Annotated in this window: 17 protein-coding genes; 6 read left to right on the forward strand and 11 right to left on the reverse strand. The window is 69.9% G+C overall.

Translation table 11 applies throughout. The annotated features are described in order from the left end of the window. The first annotated feature begins 36 nt into the window (after positions 1-36). Positions 37-963, forward strand: a complete 927-nt coding sequence (locus OG352_RS18855) for a cyclase family protein (protein WP_329218353.1) — start codon at positions 37-39, stop codon at positions 961-963. Positions 964-1,448: 485 nt separating this feature from the next. On the opposite strand, the gene OG352_RS18860 is transcribed toward OG352_RS18855, so the two are convergent. The 4 genes from OG352_RS18860 to OG352_RS18875 form a co-directional block, all read right to left on the reverse strand. Then, positions 1,449-2,000, reverse strand: a complete 552-nt coding sequence (locus OG352_RS18860; protein ID WP_329218355.1) for an ATP-binding protein — start codon at positions 1,998-2,000, stop codon at positions 1,449-1,451. Positions 2,001-2,606: 606 nt separating this feature from the next. Beyond that, positions 2,607-3,527 carry an acyl-CoA dehydrogenase family protein gene (locus OG352_RS18865; RefSeq protein WP_329218357.1) on the reverse strand — a complete coding sequence of 307 codons (921 nt, stop codon included), beginning with the start codon at positions 3,525-3,527 and terminating at the stop codon, positions 2,607-2,609. Positions 3,528-3,537: 10 nt separating this feature from the next. Beyond that, positions 3,538-4,671 carry an acyl-CoA dehydrogenase family protein gene (locus OG352_RS18870; protein ID WP_329218359.1) on the reverse strand — a complete coding sequence of 378 codons (1,134 nt, stop codon included), beginning with the start codon at positions 4,669-4,671 and terminating at the stop codon, positions 3,538-3,540. Next, a complete protein-coding gene (locus OG352_RS18875) occupies positions 4,671-5,891 on the reverse strand; it encodes an amidohydrolase family protein (protein ID WP_329218361.1) in 1,221 nt (406 codons plus the stop codon). Before OG352_RS18875 ends, OG352_RS18870 begins: the two co-directional genes overlap by 1 nt. Before the next feature lie 187 nt (positions 5,892-6,078). Between OG352_RS18875 and OG352_RS18880 the strand changes: the two genes are divergently transcribed. Then, positions 6,079-7,647, forward strand: a complete 1,569-nt coding sequence (locus OG352_RS18880; protein WP_329218363.1) for a class I adenylate-forming enzyme family protein — start codon at positions 6,079-6,081, stop codon at positions 7,645-7,647. Between the two features lie 68 nt (positions 7,648-7,715). Here the strand turns inward: OG352_RS18880 and OG352_RS18885 are convergent, their stop codons facing one another. Together OG352_RS18885 and OG352_RS18890 are read right to left on the reverse strand one after the other, a co-directional pair. Further along, the gene (locus tag OG352_RS18885) at positions 7,716-8,228 is read right to left on the reverse strand and encodes an EF-hand domain-containing protein (RefSeq protein ID WP_329218364.1); all 513 of its coding nucleotides are present in this window, start codon (positions 8,226-8,228) and stop codon (positions 7,716-7,718) included. Positions 8,229-8,437: 209 nt separating this feature from the next. Next, the gene (locus OG352_RS18890; protein ID WP_329218365.1) at positions 8,438-8,818 is read right to left on the reverse strand and encodes an STAS domain-containing protein; all 381 of its coding nucleotides are present in this window, start codon (positions 8,816-8,818) and stop codon (positions 8,438-8,440) included. Positions 8,819-9,165: 347 nt separating this feature from the next. Here OG352_RS18890 and OG352_RS18895 point away from each other — a divergent pair, with 347 nt between their 5' ends. After that, the gene (locus OG352_RS18895) at positions 9,166-9,756 is read left to right on the forward strand and encodes an RNA polymerase sigma factor (RefSeq protein ID WP_329218367.1); all 591 of its coding nucleotides are present in this window, start codon (positions 9,166-9,168) and stop codon (positions 9,754-9,756) included. Between the two features lie 98 nt (positions 9,757-9,854). Beyond that, on the forward strand, positions 9,855-11,108 hold the full coding sequence (locus OG352_RS18900) for a zf-HC2 domain-containing protein (protein WP_443072484.1): 1,254 nt from the start codon (positions 9,855-9,857) through the stop codon (positions 11,106-11,108). A 77-nt stretch (positions 11,109-11,185) separates the two neighbouring features. Here OG352_RS18900 and OG352_RS18905 read toward each other — a convergent pair whose 3' ends face one another. Then, positions 11,186-11,662: an ATP-binding protein gene (locus tag OG352_RS18905; protein WP_329218370.1), complete on the reverse strand. Its 477-nt coding sequence runs from the start codon at positions 11,660-11,662 to the stop codon at positions 11,186-11,188. 149 nt (positions 11,663-11,811) lie between these two features. Between OG352_RS18905 and OG352_RS18910 the strand changes: the two genes are divergently transcribed. Together OG352_RS18910 and OG352_RS18915 are read left to right on the forward strand one after the other, a co-directional pair. After that, positions 11,812-12,678, forward strand: a complete 867-nt coding sequence (locus OG352_RS18910; protein WP_329218371.1) for a helix-turn-helix domain-containing protein — start codon at positions 11,812-11,814, stop codon at positions 12,676-12,678. Continuing rightward, entirely contained in the window at positions 12,675-12,893 is a 219-nt protein-coding gene (locus OG352_RS18915) for a DUF397 domain-containing protein (protein ID WP_329218372.1), read from the forward strand. The genes OG352_RS18910 and OG352_RS18915 overlap by 4 nt, the downstream gene beginning before the upstream one ends. A gap of 61 nt (positions 12,894-12,954) precedes the next feature. Here the strand turns inward: OG352_RS18915 and OG352_RS18920 are convergent, their stop codons facing one another. From OG352_RS18920 to OG352_RS18930, 4 genes are all read right to left on the reverse strand, one after another. Next, positions 12,955-13,347, reverse strand: coding sequence for a hypothetical protein (locus tag OG352_RS18920; RefSeq protein ID WP_329223884.1), 393 nt, complete (start codon positions 13,345-13,347; stop codon positions 12,955-12,957). A 56-nt stretch (positions 13,348-13,403) separates the two neighbouring features. Continuing rightward, positions 13,404-14,051 (reverse strand): RDD family protein, encoded by a 648-nt coding sequence (locus OG352_RS18925; RefSeq protein ID WP_329218373.1) that lies wholly within the window; start codon positions 14,049-14,051, stop codon positions 13,404-13,406. An 86-nt stretch (positions 14,052-14,137) separates the two neighbouring features. Continuing rightward, positions 14,138-14,515 carry a DUF7919 family protein gene (locus tag OG352_RS39990; RefSeq protein ID WP_443072300.1) on the reverse strand — a complete coding sequence of 126 codons (378 nt, stop codon included), beginning with the start codon at positions 14,513-14,515 and terminating at the stop codon, positions 14,138-14,140. Between the two features lie 3 nt (positions 14,516-14,518). Further along, positions 14,519-20,962 (reverse strand): putative adhesin, encoded by a 6,444-nt coding sequence (locus tag OG352_RS18930; protein ID WP_329218374.1) that lies wholly within the window; start codon positions 20,960-20,962, stop codon positions 14,519-14,521. Between the last annotated feature and the right edge of the window lie 6 nt (positions 20,963-20,968).

Below are 20,968 nucleotides of genomic sequence, written 5' to 3' on the forward strand. Positions count from 1 at the left end.
TCAGCCGGTCAGGAACAAGCCCCGGGGAGGCATGGAATGACACTGCCGGTCGAGTTCCACGACATGGCCAAGCGCGTCAACAACTGGGGGCGCTGGGGGGCCGACGACGAGATCGGCACGCTGAACCTGGTCACCGACGACGTCGTCCGCGCGGCCGTCGCCGAGGTCCGCACCGGCCGCCGCGTCCCGCTCGCGCTGCCCCTACGGCAGGACGGCGTGCAGACCGGCATGATCCCGGGCCGGGTCAACCCGCTGCACACCATGGTGCAGATCAACCAGGAGATCTTCGGTCCGGGCACGGTGGCGTGCAGCGACGACGCCGTGACGATGGGCCTGCAGGCCGGCACCCACTGGGACGCGCTGACCCACGTCTCGCACTCGGGGAAGCTCTACAACGGCCGTCCGGCCGCCACCATCACCGCGCACGGCGGTGCCGAGTTCGGCGGCATCGACAAGGCGCGGCACGTCGTCTCGCGCGGGGTGCTGCTGGACGTGGCACGCGCGCGTGGCGTCGACCGGCTGGCGGGCGGCTACGCGGTCACCCCCGAGGACCTGGACGCGGCCGAGGAACTGGCCGGTACGCGCGTGCGCGGCGGCGACATCGTGCTCGTACGGACCGGGCAGGTCCAGGTCTATCTGGCCGGCGACAAGCAGGGGTACGGCTTCCCCTCGCCAGGGCTGTCGGTCCGCACCCCGGAGTGGTTCCACGCGCGCGATGTGGCCGCCGTGGCGAACGACACCATGACCTTCGAGATCTTCCCGCCCGAGATCGACGACCTGTGGCTGCCCGTGCACGCGCTCGACCTCGTGGAGATGGGGATGCTGCAGGGACAGAACTGGAATCTCGAAAAGTTGTCCACAGCCTGTGGAGAAGCGGGCCGCTACGCGTTCCTGCTGTCGGCGATGCCCGAACCGTTCGTCGGCGGAACGGGAACTCCGGTGGCCCCCGTCGCCGTTCTCTGACCGGAGACCGGAGACCGGAGAACGCGAGGAACGTCGGTCTGGCGGCGCGCGGTTGCCCGCCCCGAGCACGGCACCGCGCACCGCCATCCGACTCCGGCGTCCCGCCCCGACCCCCCTCGGCCCTGAGGGAACCGACGCCGAATCACGACCCACACTCGCCGAGGGCCTCCGTCACCGAAGCCCTCGCCGTCCCCTCACGGCGAATCGCTGAGCACAAGCGTGATCACATGAACACGACGCGTCAACACCCGAACGGGGATTTATCACTTACGCCCCCTTTGCGGTGGGCGCGCACAGAAGCACGGCCGGGCGCACCGACCCCGTACCGGCCAAGACCGAGAGCGCTTTCTGCCCCCGTGCCCCACAACCTGCCGAATCACCGCCACCGTGCGCCCGCCGGACAGCCGGACGGACGGGCGGTATGACCATGCCGGATGACCGGGCCGGATGACCGGGCCGGATGACCGAGCCGGATGACCGGACGCTCAGACGACCTCGAAGGCGAACCCTTCGAACCCTTCACAAGCCGGCTCCCGGCCCACCACAGCCCTGCCCAGCGCAGGATTGACCGCCGCAGCATTGCCCGCCGAGCCATTGCCCGCCGCGACCTTGCCGGGCTCGGCCCTGCCGGGGCCGGCACAGCGGTCCAGTTCGCACCAGATCCGCTTGCCCGCGCCCTCGACGCTCCAGCCCCAGCGGTCCGCGAGGCCGTCCACGAGGGCCAGGCCACGGCCGCCGGTCGCCTCGTCACTGGCGCACCGGGGCACGGGGGCCCGGCCGCTGGTGTCGGCCACCTCCAGGCGGACGATGGACGGTTCGGCAGCGCCGTCGGCCGTCCCGCCGCCCGGCAGGGAGAGCCGCAGCACGGCCGGACAGCCGGTGTGCACCACGGCGTTGGTGACCAGCTCGGAGACGAGCAGGATCAACGTCTCGGCGAGCGGCTCCTCGTCTCCTATCCCGGACCCGGCGAGGCGCGAACGGGCCCACCTGCGGGCGCGCCCCACCTCAGCGGGGTCGGGCCGGATCTCCAGCTGCACTTGAAGCACCTGCACCGCTCACACCATCCGAACCGGCGGACACATGGCCGTGCGCCACGCGAGCCACGCGAGCCGCGTGTGCACCATGACGACGGGGGCCACGATCGTAGCCATTTTCTGCATGGCCAGAACAACAGCCAGAGGCAGCGTGACGGAACGTGAATCCCTTACGAGACAGCTTGGTTGACATACAGTCACCTCAACAAGCGCTTCGGGCATATTCCAGCGCGAAGGAGTACCCGTGCGGGATACTGTGCGACGCTCGTTGCGGGGAGTCGAACAGGCGGGGGCCGATCGCCCGTCCGCCCTGCGAGCGGCGGCGCGCACCGCCGGATCCGGCATCGCCCCAGGGGCACCGCCGGCATGGCTCATGCTCGGAACCACTCGCATCCCACAGAAGGTACCGGAGCGACCCGTCGACTCCGGGCCGTGACGGGTCACGCATCGGACACAACCCGATATCAACGCACAGTGATTCCGGTATGCCACAATCCGCGACACTCGTACGACCGTCTGCACGGCCATCGGTACGGCACCCCGCCCGACGCCCCGTCCGTCACCGCAGGCAGACGCCTTCTGACGTCGCGAAACACCGCCAAAAGACCCTTAGCGGCCCGCTTCTGACAGCAGGTCACCGGCGAGCAGTTCCTCACTCTCCGTGCCGCCGCCCGCACGCCGGGTGCGCACCCAGGCCCGTTTGAGCAGGAGATGTACGTCCGCCTCCCAGGTGAACCCCATCCCGCCGTACACCTGGAGGCAGTCGCGCGCGCCGCGTACGGCGGCCTCGTCGGCGAGGAGCCGGGCGGCCGCGATATCGGCCGGGTCTGCGGTGACGGCGGCCGCGTAGACCGCCGCGCGGGCCACCTCGACCCGCACCAGCAGCTCCGCGCACAGATGCTTGACGGCCTGGAAGGCCCCGATCGGCTGCCCGAACTGCTCACGCGCCCGGGCGTGTTGCACAGCCAGCTCGCACGCGCGCGTGGCCGTGCCGAGCTGCTCGGCGGCGGTGAGGAGGACGGCGACGGGGTCCACGGCCACCGATGCGCCCGGAACCCGGTGCAGCGGCGTCAGCGGATCCACCGACCGCATCCGCACGGCCCCGCCCGCGTTCCCACCCGCGTCCCCGAGCACGTCCCCGCCCGTGTCCCCGAGCACGACGTCCGCCTCCGTGAGCCACTCCACCAGCCCGCCGCCGTCGACGGCCGCGACGACCGTCTCCCCGTCGGCCGCGCCGGGCACGCGTCCCGCCGCGAGGTGGGTGGCGAGCAGCGGCCCGGGCAGCAGGACGCGGCCCGCCTCCTCGAACGCCAACACCGCCTCGGGCAGCCCTAGTCCGACGCCGCCGTCCGCCTCGGGCAGCCGGAGCGCGAAGAACCCGGCCGCGCCCAGCTCCCGCCACAGCGCCCGGTCCAGCCGCCCCGGCCGGTCCACGGCGGCCCGTAGCGCCGTACGGTCGAACCGGCGCGCCAGCAGCCCCCGCACCCCGTCCTGCAGCGCCCGCTGATTCTCCGTCAGTTGAAAACGCATGGCGGAGAGTTCACCGTCCCTTCGGCAGTCCGAGGATCCGCTCGGCCACGATGTCGCGCTGGATCTGCGAGGTGCCGGCCGCGATGGTGTACGACAGCGAGGAGAGCCGGTCGCCGGCCCAGGGGTGGTCGAGGTCGAGGGAAACGTCGCCCAGGACGTCGGCGGCGGTGTCGTACAGCTCCTGGCGCGCCTGCGAGTAACTCAGTTTGAAAACCGAACCCCCTACGCCCGGCAGGCCGCCCGTGGCCTCCGCCTCGCTCACGTTCCACTGCGTCAGCCGCCACAACGCCCGGAACTCGGCGTTGAGGCGGCCCAGCCGCCGCCGTAGGGCGGGATCGTCCCAGCGGCCGCCGCTCCGTGCCGCGCGGGCGAGGTCGCCCAGCACGCGGCGGCAGGCGACGACCTCGCCGACGAAGGCGGTGCCGCGTTCGAAGGACAGCGTCACCATCGTCACGCGCCAGCCGTCGTTCTCCTCGCCCACCCGGTTGGCGACCGGCACCCGCACCTCGTCGAGGAACACCTCGGCGAACTCGGCGGACCCGGCGAGCGTCCGCAGCGGCCGTACGGTGATCCCCGGGGCGTCCATGGGCATCGCCAGCCAGGTGATGCCCCGGTGCTTCGGGGCGTCCGGATCCGTGCGGACCAACAGCTCGCACCAGTCGGCGACTTCCGCGTGCGAGGTCCAGATCTTGGAGCCGCTCACCACGTAGTCGTCGCCGTCGCGCCACGCGCGCGTGCGCAGCGCCGCGAGGTCGGACCCGGCGTCGGGCTCGCTGAAGCCCTGGCACCAGACCTCCTCGCCGCGCAGGATCGGCGGCAGCCAGCGCTCCCGCTGCCCGGCCGTCCCCTCGGCGGCGATCGTCGGCCCGGCGTGCAGCAGCCCGACGAAACCGGCTCCCACATAGGGTGCGCCCGCCTTCTCCGTCTCCTCCAGGAAGATCAGTCGGACGGTCGGGGAGGCGCCCCAGTGGACCTCGCCGTACCCGGCGTCGTGGAGCGTGCGCTGCCAGCCGAGGTCGTAGGCGCGGCGGCCGGGCCAGTCGTCCGGGGACGGCTTCGGCGGCAGCGTCGGCAGCACCTTGCCGAGCCAGTCGCGCAGCCGGGCCCGGAACTCGGCGTCCTCGGCACTGTCCGAAAGATCCATTACTTGTCGAAGTCCAGGTCCAGCATGCGGATCGCGTTGCCCCGCATCAGCTTGTAGACCGTCTCGTCGTCGAGGCCCTTGACGTGGTCGAGGGCGACCTCCTTGGTGTGCGGGAAGGTCGAGTCGACGTGCGGGTAGTCGGTCTCGAAGGTCGCGTTGTCGCGGCCCACCACATCGAGTGACGCCACTCCGTGTTTGTCGCGGAAGAAGCAGCAGAAGATCTGCCGGTAGTAGTACGTCGACGGCGGCTCGGGAACGAGGTCCCTGACCCCGCCCCACGCGCGGTGCTCCTCCCAGACGTCGTCGGCGCGCTCCAGGGCGTACGGGATCCAGCCCATCTGGCCCTCGGAGTAGGCGAGTTTGAGGCGCGGGAAGCGGACCAGGACCCCGCTGAACAGGTAGTCCATCATCGAGGCCATCGCGTTGTTGAACGAGAGGGACGCCTGGACGGCCGGGGGCGCGTCCGGTGAGGCGGCCGGCATCTGCGACGACGAACCGATGTGCATGTTGACGACCGTCCCCGTCTCCTCGCACACCGCGAAGAACGGGTCCCAGTACCCGGAGTGGATGGACGGCAACCCCAGATGGCTGGGGATCTCGGAGAACGTCACCGCGCGCACCCCACGGGCCGCGTTGCGCCGGATCTCCGCGACCGCCAGGCCGACGTCCCACAGCGGGATCAGGCACAGCGGGATCAGCCGTCCGCCGCTGCCCCCGCACCACTCCTCGACCATCCAGTCGTTGTAGGCGCGCACGCACGCCAGCGCGACCTCCTTGTCGTGCGCCTCGGCGAAGGTCTGCCCGCAGAAGCGCGGGAAGGACGGGAAGCAGAGCGAGGCCTCGACGTGGTTGAGGTCCATGTCGGCCAGCCGCGCCTTCGGGTCCCAGCAGCCGCGCCGCATCTCCTCCCGGGTGATCCCCTCCAGCGTCATCTCGTCCCGGTCGAAGCCGACGGCGGCGATGTTGCGCTTGTACGGGAACTTCAGGTCCTCGTAGATCCACCAGTCGGTGGGCTGGCCGTCCGGGTCCATCGTGATCCGGTACTTCCCGGCGACGTAGGCGAGTTCGCCGATCCCGGCGGTGAGGGGCTGCGGGCCCCGGTCCCGGTACTTGCGCGGCAGCCAGGTCGCGAAGAGGTGCGCGGGCTCGATCACGTGGTCGTCGACGCTGATGATGCGGGGCAGGTCGGTCGTGTCCGTCGTGCCTGTCGTGTCCGTCATGGGTCCCCTCCGGCCTGAGGTTCCGGTCGCGAGCCACGGTTTCTGATGGACCGTCAGATATGGCTTCCCTGGAAGGCTAGCCCCACGGCTATGGACCGACAAGCCGACCGGCCCTACGCTCTGCCCACGATCTGACTGTCCGTCAGTTGTCCGTCAGATGTCCGTCAGTCACCGGCAGGGGGCCGCCGTGAACGACACCGCCCATGAGCTGAGTTCGTCCCGCACCCTCTGGGACCTCCTCGCGCGCCGGGCCGACCTCACCCCCGACCGCCCCGTCCTCCTCCAGGAGGAGCGCGCGCTGACCTTCGGCGCGCTGCGCGCGAGCGCCGAGCGGGTCGCGGCGGGGCTGTACGACCTGGGCGTACGCCCCGGCACGGTCGTCGCCTGGCAACTGCCCACCCGCCTCGAAACGGCCGTCCTGTCCTTCGCGCTGGCCCGCCTGGGGGCCGTGCAGTCACCCGTCATCCCGTTCTACCGCGACCGCGAGGTCGGCTTCGCGCTGCGCGAGTCGAAGGCGGAGTTCTTCGCGGTGCCGGGCGTGTGGCGGGGCTTCGACCACACCGAGATGGCACGCCGGCTGGGCGCGAAGGGCGTCTTCGAGGCGTACGACGACCTGCCCGAGGGCGATCCCGCCGTCCTCCCCGCCCCGCCCGCCGAGGGCACCTCGGTCCGCTGGATCTACTGGACCTCGGGCACCACCTCCGACCCCAAGGGCGTGCTGCACACCGACCGTTCACTGATCGCGGGCGGGTCGTGCCTCGCGCACGCGCTGCGCCTGTCGGCGGACGACGTGGGCTCGATGGCCTTCCCGTACGCCCACATCGCCGGCCCCGACTACACCGTCATGCTCCTGCTGTACGGCTTCCCGGCGGTGATGTTCGAGCACTTCGCGCTGCCGGACGCGCTGGCGGGGTACCGGCGGCACGGGGTGACGGTCGCGGGCGGGTCGACGGCGTTCTACTCGATGTTCCTCGCCGAGCAGCGCAAGCGGCCGGGCGTCCCCGTGATCCCCTCGCTGCGGCTGCTCGCGGGCGGCGGAGCGCCCAAGCCGCCCGAGGTGTACCACGCCGTCGTACGCGAGATGGGCGTACAGCTCACGCACGGGTACGGGATGACCGAGGTGCCGATGATCACCATGGGCGCGCCGGACGACACCCCGGAGAACCTCGCGACGACGGAGGGACGGCCGCCCGAGGGCATGGAGATACGCGTCGCGGAGGGCGGGGAGGTACGACTGCGCGGGGAGGCCGTGTGCCAGGGGTATCTGGACCCCGCCCAGACGGCCGAGGCCTTCGACGCGGACGGGTTCCTGCGCACCGGTGACCTGGGGCGCATGACCGACAGCGGGCACCTCGTCCTCACCGGGCGGCTGAAGGACGTCATCATCCGCAAGGGGGAGAACGTGTCGGCCAAGGAGATCGAGGACCTGCTCGCCGCCCACCCGTCCGTGGGCGACGCGGCGGTGATCGGCCTGCCGGACGCGGAGCGCGGGGAACTGGTGTGCGCGGTGGTGGAGCGGGCGGTGGTGGAGCGGGCGGTGGTGGAGCGGGCGGTGGTGGAGCGGGCGGTGGTGGAGCGGGCGGGGCCGGGGGCCGGGGAGGCGCTGACGTTGGAGGCGGTGACCTCGTATCTGCGCGCGGCCGGGCTGTCCGTCCACAAGCTGCCGGAGCGGCTGGAGGTGGTGGACGCCCTACCGCGCAACGAGACCCTCAGGAAGGTGCTGAAGTACAAACTGCGCGAGCGCTTCTCCCGGTGAGCGCTGTGAGCGCTGCGCTGTGAGCCCTGCTCTGTGAGCCCTGCTCTGTGAGCCCTGCTCTGTGAGCGCTATTCGGCGACGGTGAAGTAGCGGGCGAAGGCGGGGATGATCTCGGCCTCGCCGACCTTGCCGTCCGCGTCGGCGTCGAGGGCCGCGGCGGCCGTCCGGGCGACCTCGTCGGGGGCTCCGAGGGCCCTCAGGACCCGTACGGTGTCCGCGACCGTGGCCCGGCCGTCGCCGTCGGAGTCCGCGATGTCCAGGGCCGCGTGCAGGAAGGGGCGGGCGATCTCGGCGAACCGCTCCGGGTTGTCGTGCAGGCGCTTGACCGCGCCGCCCACGAACTCCTCCCGGGTGATGCGCTGGTCGCCGTCCCGGTCGGCGATGCCGGCCATGCCCTGCCAGAACGCCTCGGCACCCGCGTACAGGGCCTGTCCCTTGTCGGAACGGGCCGCGGTGCCGAACTCGGCGAGCAGCGCCTTGGCCGCCGCGCTGAAGTCCGTCCGGTCGATGTAGCCGTTGCCGTCCCGGTCGAAGGTGGCGAACCGGGCGGCGATCCTGCGCTCGTACTCACTGCTGACCATGTCTTCTCGGGCCGCCTTACGTCGTCGCGGGGGGATATCTCGGGGGATATCACGTGGAGATGCTTCAGCTCAGGAGCGTACGACGCCGGCGACGCCCAGGCAGCGGGAAGGTGACGCCTGTGTCAGGACCGGGTGAATTCCGGGACACGGGTGTCGCACACGGGGCGAGGGAAGAAGGGACCCTCGCCGGTCTCAGCGGTCTCGCCGGTCTAGGCGGAGAGCGGCTCCGTCCCTTCGTCCAACGCCGCCTCGAGGTCGCCGTAGACGTCGAAGAGGCGGCGGACGCCCAGCGCGCCCAGGACCCGGTTGACGTGGGAGTCCTCGGCCGCGCCCCGCGCGGGAAGGATCAGGCGCAGCCGTCCCCGGCAGGAGCGCATGAGACGGCGGGCGGCGATGAGCACGCCGACGCCGCTGGAATCGCAGAAGTACACCTCGGAGAGGTCCAGGACGAGACTGTGGCGGCCCGCGGCCACCTCGTCGTGCACCCGCTGACGCAGCGCCGGCGACGTCACCAGGTCCAGCTCGCCCGACACGTGGAGCACGGCCCATCCGCCCTGCTCGCCGCCGGTCACTTTGAAGGCCACCACCACGCCTTTCGCTCGCTGTAGCTCGCTGTGAACGGAAGCTGCCCCTTCGCTTCCATGCAGCGCGGCTGCCCAGCGGCCGTGCCCCGAAACACTGAGGCAAAAACAGAAAGGAAGAGAAAGGAAGGGAAAGAGGCTTGTTTCCGTCACATGCAGTCCGGTTCGATCCGTAACTGTCGGGTAGGCACGGCCCATACCAGGCGCTCGCGGACAGGGGGCGCACATTGAAACAAAGGGGCGTGCGTTGTCGGACGTGCCGACTACATTCGAGGTGACGGTGGACGCAGTCTGGACACAGGCACAGGCACGAACACGAGCACAGGCACAGGCATGGGCACGGGTGAGGGGGCCGCATGGCGAAGAAGGACGCACCGCCCCGCTGGGACCGCAAGATGCAGCAGCGACTCGCACGCGGTGAGGCGGCCGCCCTCGGCGAGCTCTACGACCGTTTCGCCTCACTCGTGCACGGTCTCGCCCACCGCGTGCTCGGAGACGAACGGGCGGCCGACGGCATCACCCGCGAGGTCTTCGCCCACGTCTGGGAGAACCCCGACGCCTACGACCCCAAGCAGGGCCCCCTACGCACCTGGGTCGCCGCGTTGACCCACCGCCTCGCCGTGCAGCGACTGCGCGCCACCGAGACCGCCGCGCTGGCCGAGACCGGCCACGGCTCCGCCGCGGCGACCGAGGAACTGGAGCACAAGGTGCGGCACGCCTCCGTCGCCGCCCGCGCCGACTACATCGTCCAGGCCATGCCCGCCCCGCTGCGCGCCGCCCTGGAACTGGCCTACTTCCAGCGCCGCGACTACCGCCAGACCGCGGCCGACCTCGGCGTCACCGAGGACGAGGCCCGCCGCCGCCTCCGCCTCGGCCTCCAACTCCTCTCCACGGCCCACGACACGGCGTCCCCAGGGGCACCCCCCGGCTACGGAGGTGCGGCGTGAGCGGCCCGGACGACTACGAGCCGCACGACGGCGAGCACACGGAGAACACAGAGGGAACGGAGAACGCGGAGAACGCGGAGAACGCGGACGAGGACACCGTGAACAAGGACACCAAGGACGAGGGTGCGGGCGGGGACGAGGGCGTTCCGGATCCGGAACCGCTGCGGCTCGAGCACCCGGTGCTCAAGGCTTTGCTGGGCGCGTGGGCGCTGGCCGCCTGCTCGGCCGAGGAGACGGCGGCCGTCGAGGAACACCTCGGCGACTGCGGAGCCTGCGCCGACGAGGCACGGCGACTGCGCGAGGCGGTCGGCCTGCTCCAGCGCCCGGAGAGCCTCGATCTCGACCCCGGCCTGCGTACCCGCGTCCTGGACTCCTGCCTGGGCCGCCGCCCGCCCCGCATCCCGGTACCGGCCTGGGCGACACCGTACGACGCCGAGACCGCGCGGCTCGACGCCCTCCTCCAGGACTTCGGCGACGCCGAGTGGCACGCGCCCGTACGGCTGCGCTGGTTTCGCGGCGACGGCGAGACGTACCGCCGGACGACCGTCGCAGGCGTCATCGCCCACCTCCTCGCCGTGGACGGGCTGGTGGCGGTGGCACTGGGCCTGGACGACCCGATGGAGGCCGTGGAGAAGCCGAAGGAACGGACCGGAGAACGGACGAACGACCAGCCGGAAGAACGGACGAGGGAACAGGCGAAGGGACTGCCGGAAGACCGGGAGGGACCGGCGGAACGCACCGAGGCGCTCTGGACGGGCTCGCACTACCCGCCCACCCGCTCCGTGCGCGCCCCCTGGCGCGAACAGACCCACGCCCTCGTGCGCACGGTGTCCTTCACCGGCGGCGGACCCGGCACCATGCCGGTCTCGTACGGCGACTTCGAACTCCCGTTGCGGGACGCGATGCTGGACCGCGCCTTCGAGTGCTGGGTGCACGCCGAGGACATCGCGGACGCGGTCGACTACCCCTACGCGCCGCCCGCCCCGCGCCACCTCCACAGCATGATCGACCTGGCCGCGCGGATGCTGCCGGAGACCCTCGCGGCCCGCCGTCGAGCCGGCCTCGCCGCCCCCTCGCACACCCGCCACCTGGTGACCGCGGGCCGCCCCGGCCGCAGCCTGCGCCTGGAGATCGAGGGCTCGGGCGGCGGCCAGTGGCTGATCCCCCTGGACTCCCCCGGCGCAGTCGGCTCCGCCGACCACGAGGTGGCCCACGTGGCCCTGGACGACGTCGAATTCTGCCGCCTGGCCGCAGGCCACGTATCCCCGGAGGAAGCGGCAGCGGGCCAACTCGGAGACCGCGAGGCGATCAGGGACGTACTGTTCGCGGCGGCGGCGCTGAGCCGGATGTAGGGGAGACGCGCGCCGTCCGGTGTCATCGCCGCCCCACGGGGATGGTGCGCTTCCGGACGGACCACGCACAACGCCCTTCAGCCCCACTCCGGTTCGGCAGCCACACGGCACCGCACCTGCTTCCCGATCGCCGACCTCCGTACGTTCCACCCTGGTGCCAGCAGGTCGACCAGCCCGAGCCCCCGCCCGCCCTCCGCCTCCGCGCTGTCGAGCGGTGTCGACCGACGCTGCGGCAGAGCGCCGGGGTCCGGGTCGTGCACATTCACGGCGATGCCGTACGACGTCACATACACCTCCACCACGAGCGGCACGTGTTCACCGCATGCCCGCACCGAGTTACCGACAAGCTCGGACAGGACGAGTTGCGCGGAGTGCACGGCGTCGGCATCAATGCCGTGACTGAGCAACTCGGCGCTGGTCAACGCCCTTACCGAGACCAAGTGTTGCTGCGATGCGGAGATGTGAGCGGCGAAGCCCTGAGGGCGGGGGCGGAGGTAGTAGCCGGGAGTGAGGTTTGGAGTGAGCCCAAGAGCGGGGGTGAACGTGGGGAGCATGGCAGCGCCTCCAGAAGTCGAGTGGGCCAGTGACCACAGCTTCCACCTATCCGAAGACTTTCTCCCCCAGGTAGAAAGTTTTCCACCCTTGCGGGTGAAGTTCTCGCGATGGTGCGCGGTGCGCGCGCCTGTCTTGCCAAACTCCACGTATGCCCAACTCACCCCTCGTACCGACCGTTCGACGCCGCCGCCTCGGTGCGAGCCTTCGGCGCCTTCGCAATGAGGCCGGGATGACACTCGACGCGGCAGCCGGAGCCATGAGCTGGCGGGGACCGAAGCTCTCGAAGATCGAAGGGGCGACCCAGGCGATCCGGACCGCCGATGTAGGCGCGCTGCTGACCGTGTACGGGGTGGAAGACGATCAGACGAGGCACGCATTGGAAGCCCTGGCCCGGGAAGCGGGGAAGAGGGGCTGGTGGCAGACGTACAGTGCGGTCGTCTCACCCACCTACGCCGACTACATCTCCCTCGAAACGGACGCGGACTCCATCTGCGCGTGGTCCCCACTCGTCATCCCCGGCCTGCTGCAGACGGCCGCGTACGCCAGAGAGACCATCGCCGGCGTGACGACGTCTCGCACGCCGGAAGAAGTGGCCGCCCTGGCCGAGGTCCGGCTGGCCCGGCAGGCAGTCCTTTCCCGCCCCGGCACAGCTCCAGAACTGTGGGCCATCGTCCACGAGGCAGCGCTGCATCAGCGCTTTGCCGTACGGCCCTCAATCATGCGTGAGCAGCTACGACGGCTGCTCGACGTCTCCGGCATGCCCAACGTCACCGTGCAGTTGATGCCGCTGGCCTCCACCGCGCACCCCGGAGTGGTCGGCGGCTTCACCCTCACCGGGTTTCCTCCGCCCATGCCTTCGGTAGTGCTCTTGGAAAACCTCAGCGGCGCGACGTACGTTGAGGGCGACGACGCGACTCCCTTCGCCAAAGCCTTCGAACGCATCCGCGCCACGGCCCTCCCGGTGGAGGACTCGCTCGCGAGAATCGCCGAGTTGGAAGAGGGCCACAGGAAGTGAATCCCAAGAGCGAGTTGTACACGTACGACCTCTCCGAGGCGATATGGCGGAAGGCGTCCGCCAGCGGCGCGGAGCACGACTGCGTCGAGGTCGCCCAACTCCCTGGCGGCGCAAGAGCTGTCCGCGACTCCAAGAACCCGAGCCGCGAACCCCTGCGTTTCACCGCCTCGGAGTGGGCGGCCTTCCAGGAAGGTGTCATCGCCGGGGAGTTGTGACCCCGCGCCCGGCGGTTCGCGTCGAAGCCCGCACGTGCCAGCCAACGCCTACGAGGACCTCTCAGCTCTGCGTCAGGCCGAAGACGTACCGCACAAGCTCGCCGTCCTTCTTCGGCACCACCAGGTCGTACGTCCCGTCGGCCGTGACCAGTTCATAGCGCTCGAACTTCGGCGCCATAGGCACCTTCTCGCCCATGAGCTTGAGCCCGAAGGGCGGCCTCAGGGTCGCGCTTCTCCCACCCCGACGATCGGTCCAGCCCGGGTCCTCCCCCGCGGCAAGACGCAGGTACCCCTGTCTGGTCCGCGCGATCTCCTTGCCCCTGCCGATCGAAACGAGAGCCGCCCCACCGATGCTCTTGGTAAACCCCACGACCTGAAACGGCTGCCCGTTCTTGAAGTCCTCGATGTCCTGCGCGGGTGTGCGCCGCCGGATCCAGGCCCAGCGCAGCAACACATCCAACGCGGTCTCCGTACCCGCGGAACGCCGAACTGCCTTCACTCCGTCACCCATCAATTCCCTCCCACATACGCCGGCCACCGCACGACAACCGTCCGGGCCGCGCGGTCGGACTTGCTCTGGTGGTATGCGCCCCGGTCCTTGGCCATGTACGCCAGCAGGATCGCGCCGACCAGCAGGTTCAGCACCGGAATCGCCAGGAGGGCTCCCCGGTCGAACTCCCGGATGAACGTGTCCTTCCATGACGGCGGAAGGGTCCCGTCCGACCACAGCCGGACTACCCGCAGCCCGAACATCCGCTTGCCGACGGTCGTGCCCCACCAGTGCACCAAGGGCAGGTAATAGAGCAGCCCCCCGGCCACAAACCCCACTGGCAGGAGAACCACCAACGCGATGCCGTCGGTCGAGGCGGCCTCCACGAAGAAACCGAGGCAAGCGAACACGGTCGCGATCACCGTGTCCACCAGGCGTGCCGCGATCCTGCGCCCGTTAGAGGCCAGCACGAGCACCGGATTCCCGGTCGCGCGGGCCGCCGCACCCACGTCAGCGACGTACTCGACCAACGCCCCCTCAGGCCGTACGCCCCGCAACGGATCCATGCCGGCCAGATGCTCTCGGTACCACTCCCGCCCCATCGCCCTTGCGACCATGGAGGGGACACCCTCCACTCCCTCGCGATTCACTATCGTCACGCTGTTCATCGTGCCGCCTCTTATTACCGAACCGACCGAGTCTCTTCTGACTTGAGCACACACCGTCGTTCCACGGCGCGTCACGCCCAGTCATCTCAGGAGACTCGGAGCACCGACTCGACGAATTCTGTCGGGGGCCTGTATCCATGATCTGCGACATAATGCACGATCATGATCGGAGCCACGTAAACAGCCCCTCCTTCACCTCGGACACGCATCTCTCCGCTACCGACGAACACATCATCGAACCTGACATTCTTCCGCGCCTCCACAAAAGATGGGCAGAGTTCACAGAAATGCATTCCTCGATGCACATTCGAGGGATTCCGAGCCAGTTCAAGAAGGGAATCTACGAGACCTTCGGGAACTTCTCCGACATTGAATTCATATCCCCGGGAAAGCCATCCCACATTGAACATGGGTTCACTGGATTCCGAGTAGCTGTACCTGCTCAAGTCTTCGAAGTGCGCCATTGGTCACCAATTCGGATTAACGTGCTCTCGACAGATCACCACGTGACATGCTCCCATATTGGGCTGCAGTATATCGCCCAGCCCGGTCGGGGCAGATACACTGATCGACCTGCTGCTAATATTCAAACCGTCAGGCGTCTCCACAGTGTAGTTCGGGATACTCGTTCCCGGGCCCATCGTTTCGACAGGAGGAATTGTGGCACCTGTTTCGACGGAAAGCCCTACGGAGTCCTTCAGTTTCTTGCCGTCTTCGACGTAGAACTTGACCCAGGTCCCACTGGGAACCGTCACATCTCCACCCCCGAGAACGTAATAACCGTGCCCCGTGATAACGGTCGACTTGTCGGAGCGCCCAGTCTGAGTGACGCTCCTTGCATGCGGTGCCCCGACCCCTTTACCCACGCGCGGGCTTGACCCTCGAGCGGCCGCCTCCGCACGCGCACCCGCGGCCACGGCTCCGGTAGACGAAGCCGACTCCTCTTTTGCGGCGGTTTTCGCGCCTTCGGCGACGGCCGCCGCTCCCGCTCCGGCGATGCCCGCCGCCCCCGCGATGACGGCACCGCCTTCGGCCGCCACCCCCACGGACGCGCCCACCAAGGCTCCGCTGAGGCTGCCCGCTTCCGCGCCCGCGGTGAAGCCCTCGGCGCCCGCCGCCAGTACGGCTCCGCAGCCGCCCGCTGTCGCGACGACGCAGGCCACGACGCCCACGACGACGGCCGTGGCCACCACGGCCGCGATCACCGGGTGCTGCTGGACGGAGTGGTAGGCCTTGTGGGCCAGGCTGGACACGTGGCAGGAGAACGACCAGCCGCAGCTGTGACGCGAGCCGCCACCACTGTGGTGGGAACCGCCGCCACCGCTGTGATGGGTCCCGCTGTCGTTGACCGAGCCGGTGTCGACCAGCGTGGACTTCTGTTCGCTCTGTGCACAGCCTGAGCCGGCACAGCCTTGGTCGGCGGGCATCTGCAGACCGGAGGGGTCGCTGCCCCTGACCGGGTTGTCGGCCGCGTAGGTGTAGCCGTCGATCTGCTGGGCGTCCGTGAGTTCGAGGATCGGGTCGTCGGAGACGAACCGGCCGATCGTCGGGTCGTACTCCCGCGCCCCCAGGTGTGTCAGGCCGGTGGTGGTGTCCTGGACGCCGGCGACGAAGCCCTTGTCGCCGAGCCACGCGGCCGAGGTCGGCTGGGTGCCGCGTGCGTTGCCGAAAGGGTCCAGGCGGCGGCGCGTGATCGCCTGCGTGGTGGCGTCCACCGCCGTCTCGGCCGTGTCGTGGGCGTCCGTGACCTGCCACTGCAGGCTGCCCGAGCTGCTGCGGACGGCGATCGTCTGCCCAGCCCAGCTGTAGTACCGCGTGCCCGTGGTCGACGTAGTGCCCTTGGCGAGGTGGACCTCGGTGTCGCCCAGGTAGAGCGTCGTGCCCGAGGCGTCCCGGGAGAGCAGCCGGTTGCCGCCCGCGTCGTACAGGTAGGAAGCCGAGGTGCCGTCCGCGTTGGTGACCTTGGAGAGATGGCCCTCGTCGTCCCAGTCGAGCGTCTGCGTCTTGCCGTTGAGCGTCCGGGTGTGGGTGTTGCCGGACGCGTCGTAGGTGTACGAGTTCGTGGTCGTCGTACCCGCGGTGACAGTCGTCGACGAGCCCAGGGTGTGGGCCTGGCCGGTGCCGGGCGTCGGGTAGACGAAGGACGTCGTGCTGTCGTTGCCGCCCGGCGTGGTCGCGTGGTTGACCTGCGTCCTGCGGTTGCCGAGGTCGTCGTAGGCGAAGCTCTGCCAGTACGGGGCCGGGCCGCCGAGGACGGCCGCCGACGGGTCGGCCGAGCAGCCGTCGGTCGCGGTCCAGGCCTCGGCGAGGCGGTCGTGGCCGTCGTAGCGGTAGCACTGGACGTCGTCCGTGGCGTCGGCGTGCGTGGCGACCTTGGTGGGGTTGCCGTAGTCGTCGTAGGTGTAGGCGGTGTCCTGGACGGGGGCCGTCTGGGCATCGTCCGTGACGAGTTCGCGCTTGAGGCGGTGGGTGCCGTCCTCGTAGGTGTTCGTGATCTGGAGCCACTTGGCGCTGTCGGACGAGGACACCCCCAGCGTCACCTGGCCGATGTCGCTGAGCTTGGTGTAGTTCGTAGCCTGGACGTAGCCCGTCGCGCCCTTCAGGGTCGTCGGCATGCTCAGGTCGTTGTAGCCGTAGGTCAGGGACTCGGAGGGCAGTCCGCCGGCCGCCGGGTCTGAGGTCACCTGGACGGTGCCGTCGAGGTTGTATCCGATCGTCGACGAGTACGAGCCCGCCAGTGCCTCCTCGCCCGTGACCGAGGGGATGGTGACCCTGGTCAGGGTCGGCCGGTACAGGGAGTCGTAGGCGCCGACCTGGCTGATGTACGCCTGTCCCGAACTGCCGCCGACGTAGCGGATCGCCGACGTGGGCTGCCCCTTGGCCAGCGAGTCGTACGTCCACCGGGCGAGTTCGTGGGTGGTGTCCTTGGTGGTGCCGTCGTACATGTCGGTCTGGCGGCCGAGGACGTCGTAGGAGTAGCTGAGGGTCTTCGCCTCAGCGGTGCCCACCGCGGTCGTCGTGGAGGCGACCTGGTCCAGCTCGTTGTACGCGGTGGTCGTCGTGCCGGCGTCCGGGTCCGTGGCGCTGGTCCTGCGGCCCATCAGGTCGTAGCCGTAGGACCAGGTGTTGCCGTCGTCGTCGACGGCCGACTTCAGGCGGCTCTTCGCGTCGTACGCGTACTTGATCGACGTGTACGAGCCGGAGGGGGTGCCGTTGTCGTACTGCCGGGTCTCGGTCGTACGGCCGAGGGTGTCCGTCACGGTTGTGGTGGCTATGCCGCCGTGGGGCGGGGTGACCGTGGTGCGGTCGCCGCCGTACGAGGTGGAGGTCGTCCACCGCTTGGCGCCGTTGGCGTAGAAGTCGGCTGCCGTGGGGCGGCCTGCTCCGTCGTAGGTGGTGAGGGTCTGGGCAGGAACGGCGGAGGTGATGGTGACGAGGGTGCCCGACGGGTTGGACGTGTCCGTGTAGTCGGCGTCGGCCTCCACTGCCAGGCCTCGGCTGTCGTACTTGGCTTCCGCGACTACACGGCCGCCGCCCGGCGCGGGAGTCTGCGTCTGGCGCGGGCGCAGGAGCGCGTCGTACAGGGCGTAAGTGGTGTCGTAGGTCGTGCCGTCGTTGTTGAGCTTGCCCGTGGAGACCACGGACGCCGCAGTGTTGGAGACCGCGTACGTGTAGACGAGGCTCGCGGACTGGTTCGAGGACTTGGACCTGTTGGCCAGCCACAGTCCGGTCACCCGGCCGAGGCCGTCGTAGGCGTAGTCCGTCCGCTTGCTGTTCGGGTCGATGACCGATGTCGCGGTCCCGCGCGCCGGGTCGAAGTTCGTCGTCGTCGCGTAGCCCTTGGCGTCCGTCGTGACCGTGCCCGTCAGCGGACCGCCCGTGGTGGGGGTGTACTTGGTGGTGCTGACGACCGCCGCGTTGGTGTCCTTGACCGAGTCGACCCGGCCCTGGCTGTCGTAGTGGCTGGTGGAGACCGTCTGGTAGGCCGGGGTGCCGCCGCTGTAGGAGGACAGCCGCTGGGTGGAGGTCTCGTCGCCGAGCGTCGGGGCGGTGCCGTAGGCCTGGCTGTCGTAGAGCGTGCGGACGTCGGAGACAACGGCGTCCGGACGGTCGGTCGTGGCGCCGCAGGCCACGTCGACCGTCTCGACCCGGGTGGGGAAGGCCATCAGCCAGGCGGAGGTGTTGTTCGCGAGGGTGGTGCGGGTGCACTGCTCGTCGCCCGTGACGGCGGCGTCGCCCGAGTCGTCGACCGTGAGCGCCGCGCCGGTCGTGTCGTCGTACGTCGTGGTGACGGCGGTGTCCCGCGTGCCGCCGGAGGACAGGTCGGTGCGGTCGTGGACGGTCTGGGCCCGGGTGTAGTCGGAGGCGCGTGTGCCGTCCGTGCCGGTCTGGTGGATCCACGGGTCGGTGATCGTGCCCGAGACCTCGGCACTGCCGTTGTAGGCGATGGACTCGCGGACCGTGCCGGCCAGCGGATCGGCGTCGGTGACCGACGTCCCGGTCGAGTCGGTGACCTTGGCGGTGCGCGTGGTGCCGTCGGACTGTTTGTCGCCGTCCATGCCGCGGAAGTACGTCGAGACGGTCTTCGTGCGGGTGGACTGCGCGTCACCCGACGTCGACGTGACGCTGCCGTAGCCGCGCCAGAGCGACCAGGTCTTCCGTTTGGCGGGAGCGGTGACGTTGTCGCTGTCGTAGTGCCAGGCCGGGGAGCCGTTGTAGGTGTAGTCGGTCTCCTTCAGCGGGGCCCCGCCGGTCGGGTCCGACTCGGTGACCTGGGTGATGACGTACTTGTGGAACCAGTCCAGTTGGGGATCGGCCGTGAACGGCGGCTGCCAGTACGTCGGGAAGCAGCGCAGGGTGTCCGAGTCGGGAGCACTGGGCATCGCCGTTCCGGCGACGCACTGCGGGTCGGAGTAGTTGACCGTGAGGACCGAGCCCGTCTCCGAAGTGATCTTGCGGACGCGCCACTTGACGAGTGCGGCGATGTCGTCGTGCGTGGTGTCGACCCGGTTGAAGAGCTGGATGCCGTCGAAGGTGACCGGCGGCATGGCCGTTGTCGCGCCGTCCTTGCCGGTACGGGTGATGGACTTGAGCCACAGTCCGGCGGAGGTGCCGTCGCCGGGGTCAGGGAAGGACTGCGCGAGCGCCCAGGAGTCGGCGTCCCGGTAGGCCGGGGTGGACAGGCTCGCGTCCCAGATGCTGGTGGTGACGCCTGTGAGGCGCCTGCGGGAGAAGAACGTCGGCCCGGTCGCCTTGCAGACCTTGCCGGAGGCGCAGATCTGGTCGAACGGCACGTCCGGCCAGTGGGCGGCCGTGGTCGAGGTGGGCGAGGAGCAGGTCTCGGTACTGGTCACCAGGCAGCGTTCGGCGGTGGTGAAGGTGACCCTCTCAGGCGCGGTGCCGAAGACGGTGGAGGCGGTGATGCCGTAGTCGATGCGGCTGAGATAGCCGCCGCGGTCGTACACCGTGCCGTTGGCGGTGGTGGTGCCGTTCTTGGCGTAGTAGTTGGTCTCCTTGGTGTACCAGTACGACATCGCGTTGCCGTGCGGGTCGACGACGTAGTCCAGGTTCCAGCGCCAGGCCTGGGTGAGGGCGCGGCCGGAGAAGGCGGTGCCCTGGTCGTAGCCGGGTTCGCCGGAGTCGTCGCCGAAGACCGGTGCGGTGTAGGCGGAGTTGGTGACGGCCGCACCGGTGGTCCAGCCGGGGAGGCGGTTCTTGCCGAAGACGTACTGGGTGCCGTCCTGGGTGGTGACGGTCCAGTACTCGCCGTCGTTGTCGCCGTTCGTGGCGCCGGTGGAGCGGACGACGCGCTCGCCGTCGTCGGTCTTGGGATGCCAGTCGCCGCTGGTCTTGTCCTTGATGAGCGGGCTGGACTTGCCGCCGAGGACGAGGGTGGCGTTGTCGTTCGCCCAGCACTCGTCGTTCTTGTCCTTCTGCCCGTCGTCGTCGCAGGAGTCGTAGGAACGCTCGATGTAGGACGTCGAGAGGTCGAATCCCTCGCCGACCCAGGACGGCTGGTTGTTGGTGGACGGCAGCCGACCGTCGACGCTCTGCGAGTCGTAGGTGATCGACAGGTTCGGCGCCGGGCCACCGTTGGACGGGGGCACGGACAGCGGGTACGACCAGGTGAAGTCACCGCTGGAGCCGCCCGCGTTCCAGGCGGCGGACGGGTTGAGCGATGTCGCCTGGTAGGAGCCTGCGCCCGAGGTGGCGGCCGCGGCGGTCGCGGCGAAGGCCGTGACGGCGGAGGAGGTCACGGGGGCGGTCGTGGTCAGGGTGTGGTGCGCGACGTCGTTCGTCGTGGCGACCGGTGTCGTGGTCCGGCACTTCTTCACGGCCGGGGTGGTGAGCGCGCAGGCCGGGAGGCGGACCAGGGTGAGCCGGGAGACGTAGTCGCCGCCGTAGGCGTTCGCGAAGCCGGAGTAGTCCAGGGTCAGCCGGGTGCCGGCCGTGCCCTTGCGGCCGTCGGCGCGGGCCACGGACAGCACGGTGCCGTTGATTCCGAGCGCCGTCGCGGTCTGGTGCGCGGCCACCTTGACCGACACCTTGGCCGGGGCCACGCCGGTGGCCGGGGCGCTCACCTTGACCGGCAGCTTTCCGACCGAAGTGGCCTTGGCGAGAGCGGTCTTGCCCGCCACAGGGAGGGTGGCGGCGGACGCGACGGGCCAGGCGGTCGGCTTCGCCACCGCCGCGGCCGTACGGGCGGCAGCGGCATCGGCCTGGTTCTTCTTCGCGAACTTCCTGGCCTTGAACGGCACAGCTGTGCCGTTCCTGACGTCGGGCACGTCGGCCGTGCTGTGCCCGTGCCGCTCGGTCGCCCACACGGCCGGGGCCGCGCCCAGCCCCGTGGCCACCAGGGCACTCGCTGTGACAGCGACGACCCACAGCCGTGTCCGCCGTAGCCCACCCATGACTGC

The organism is Streptomyces sp. NBC_01485 (genome assembly GCF_036227125.1).
GTDB lineage: Bacteria > Actinomycetota > Actinomycetes > Streptomycetales > Streptomycetaceae > Streptomyces.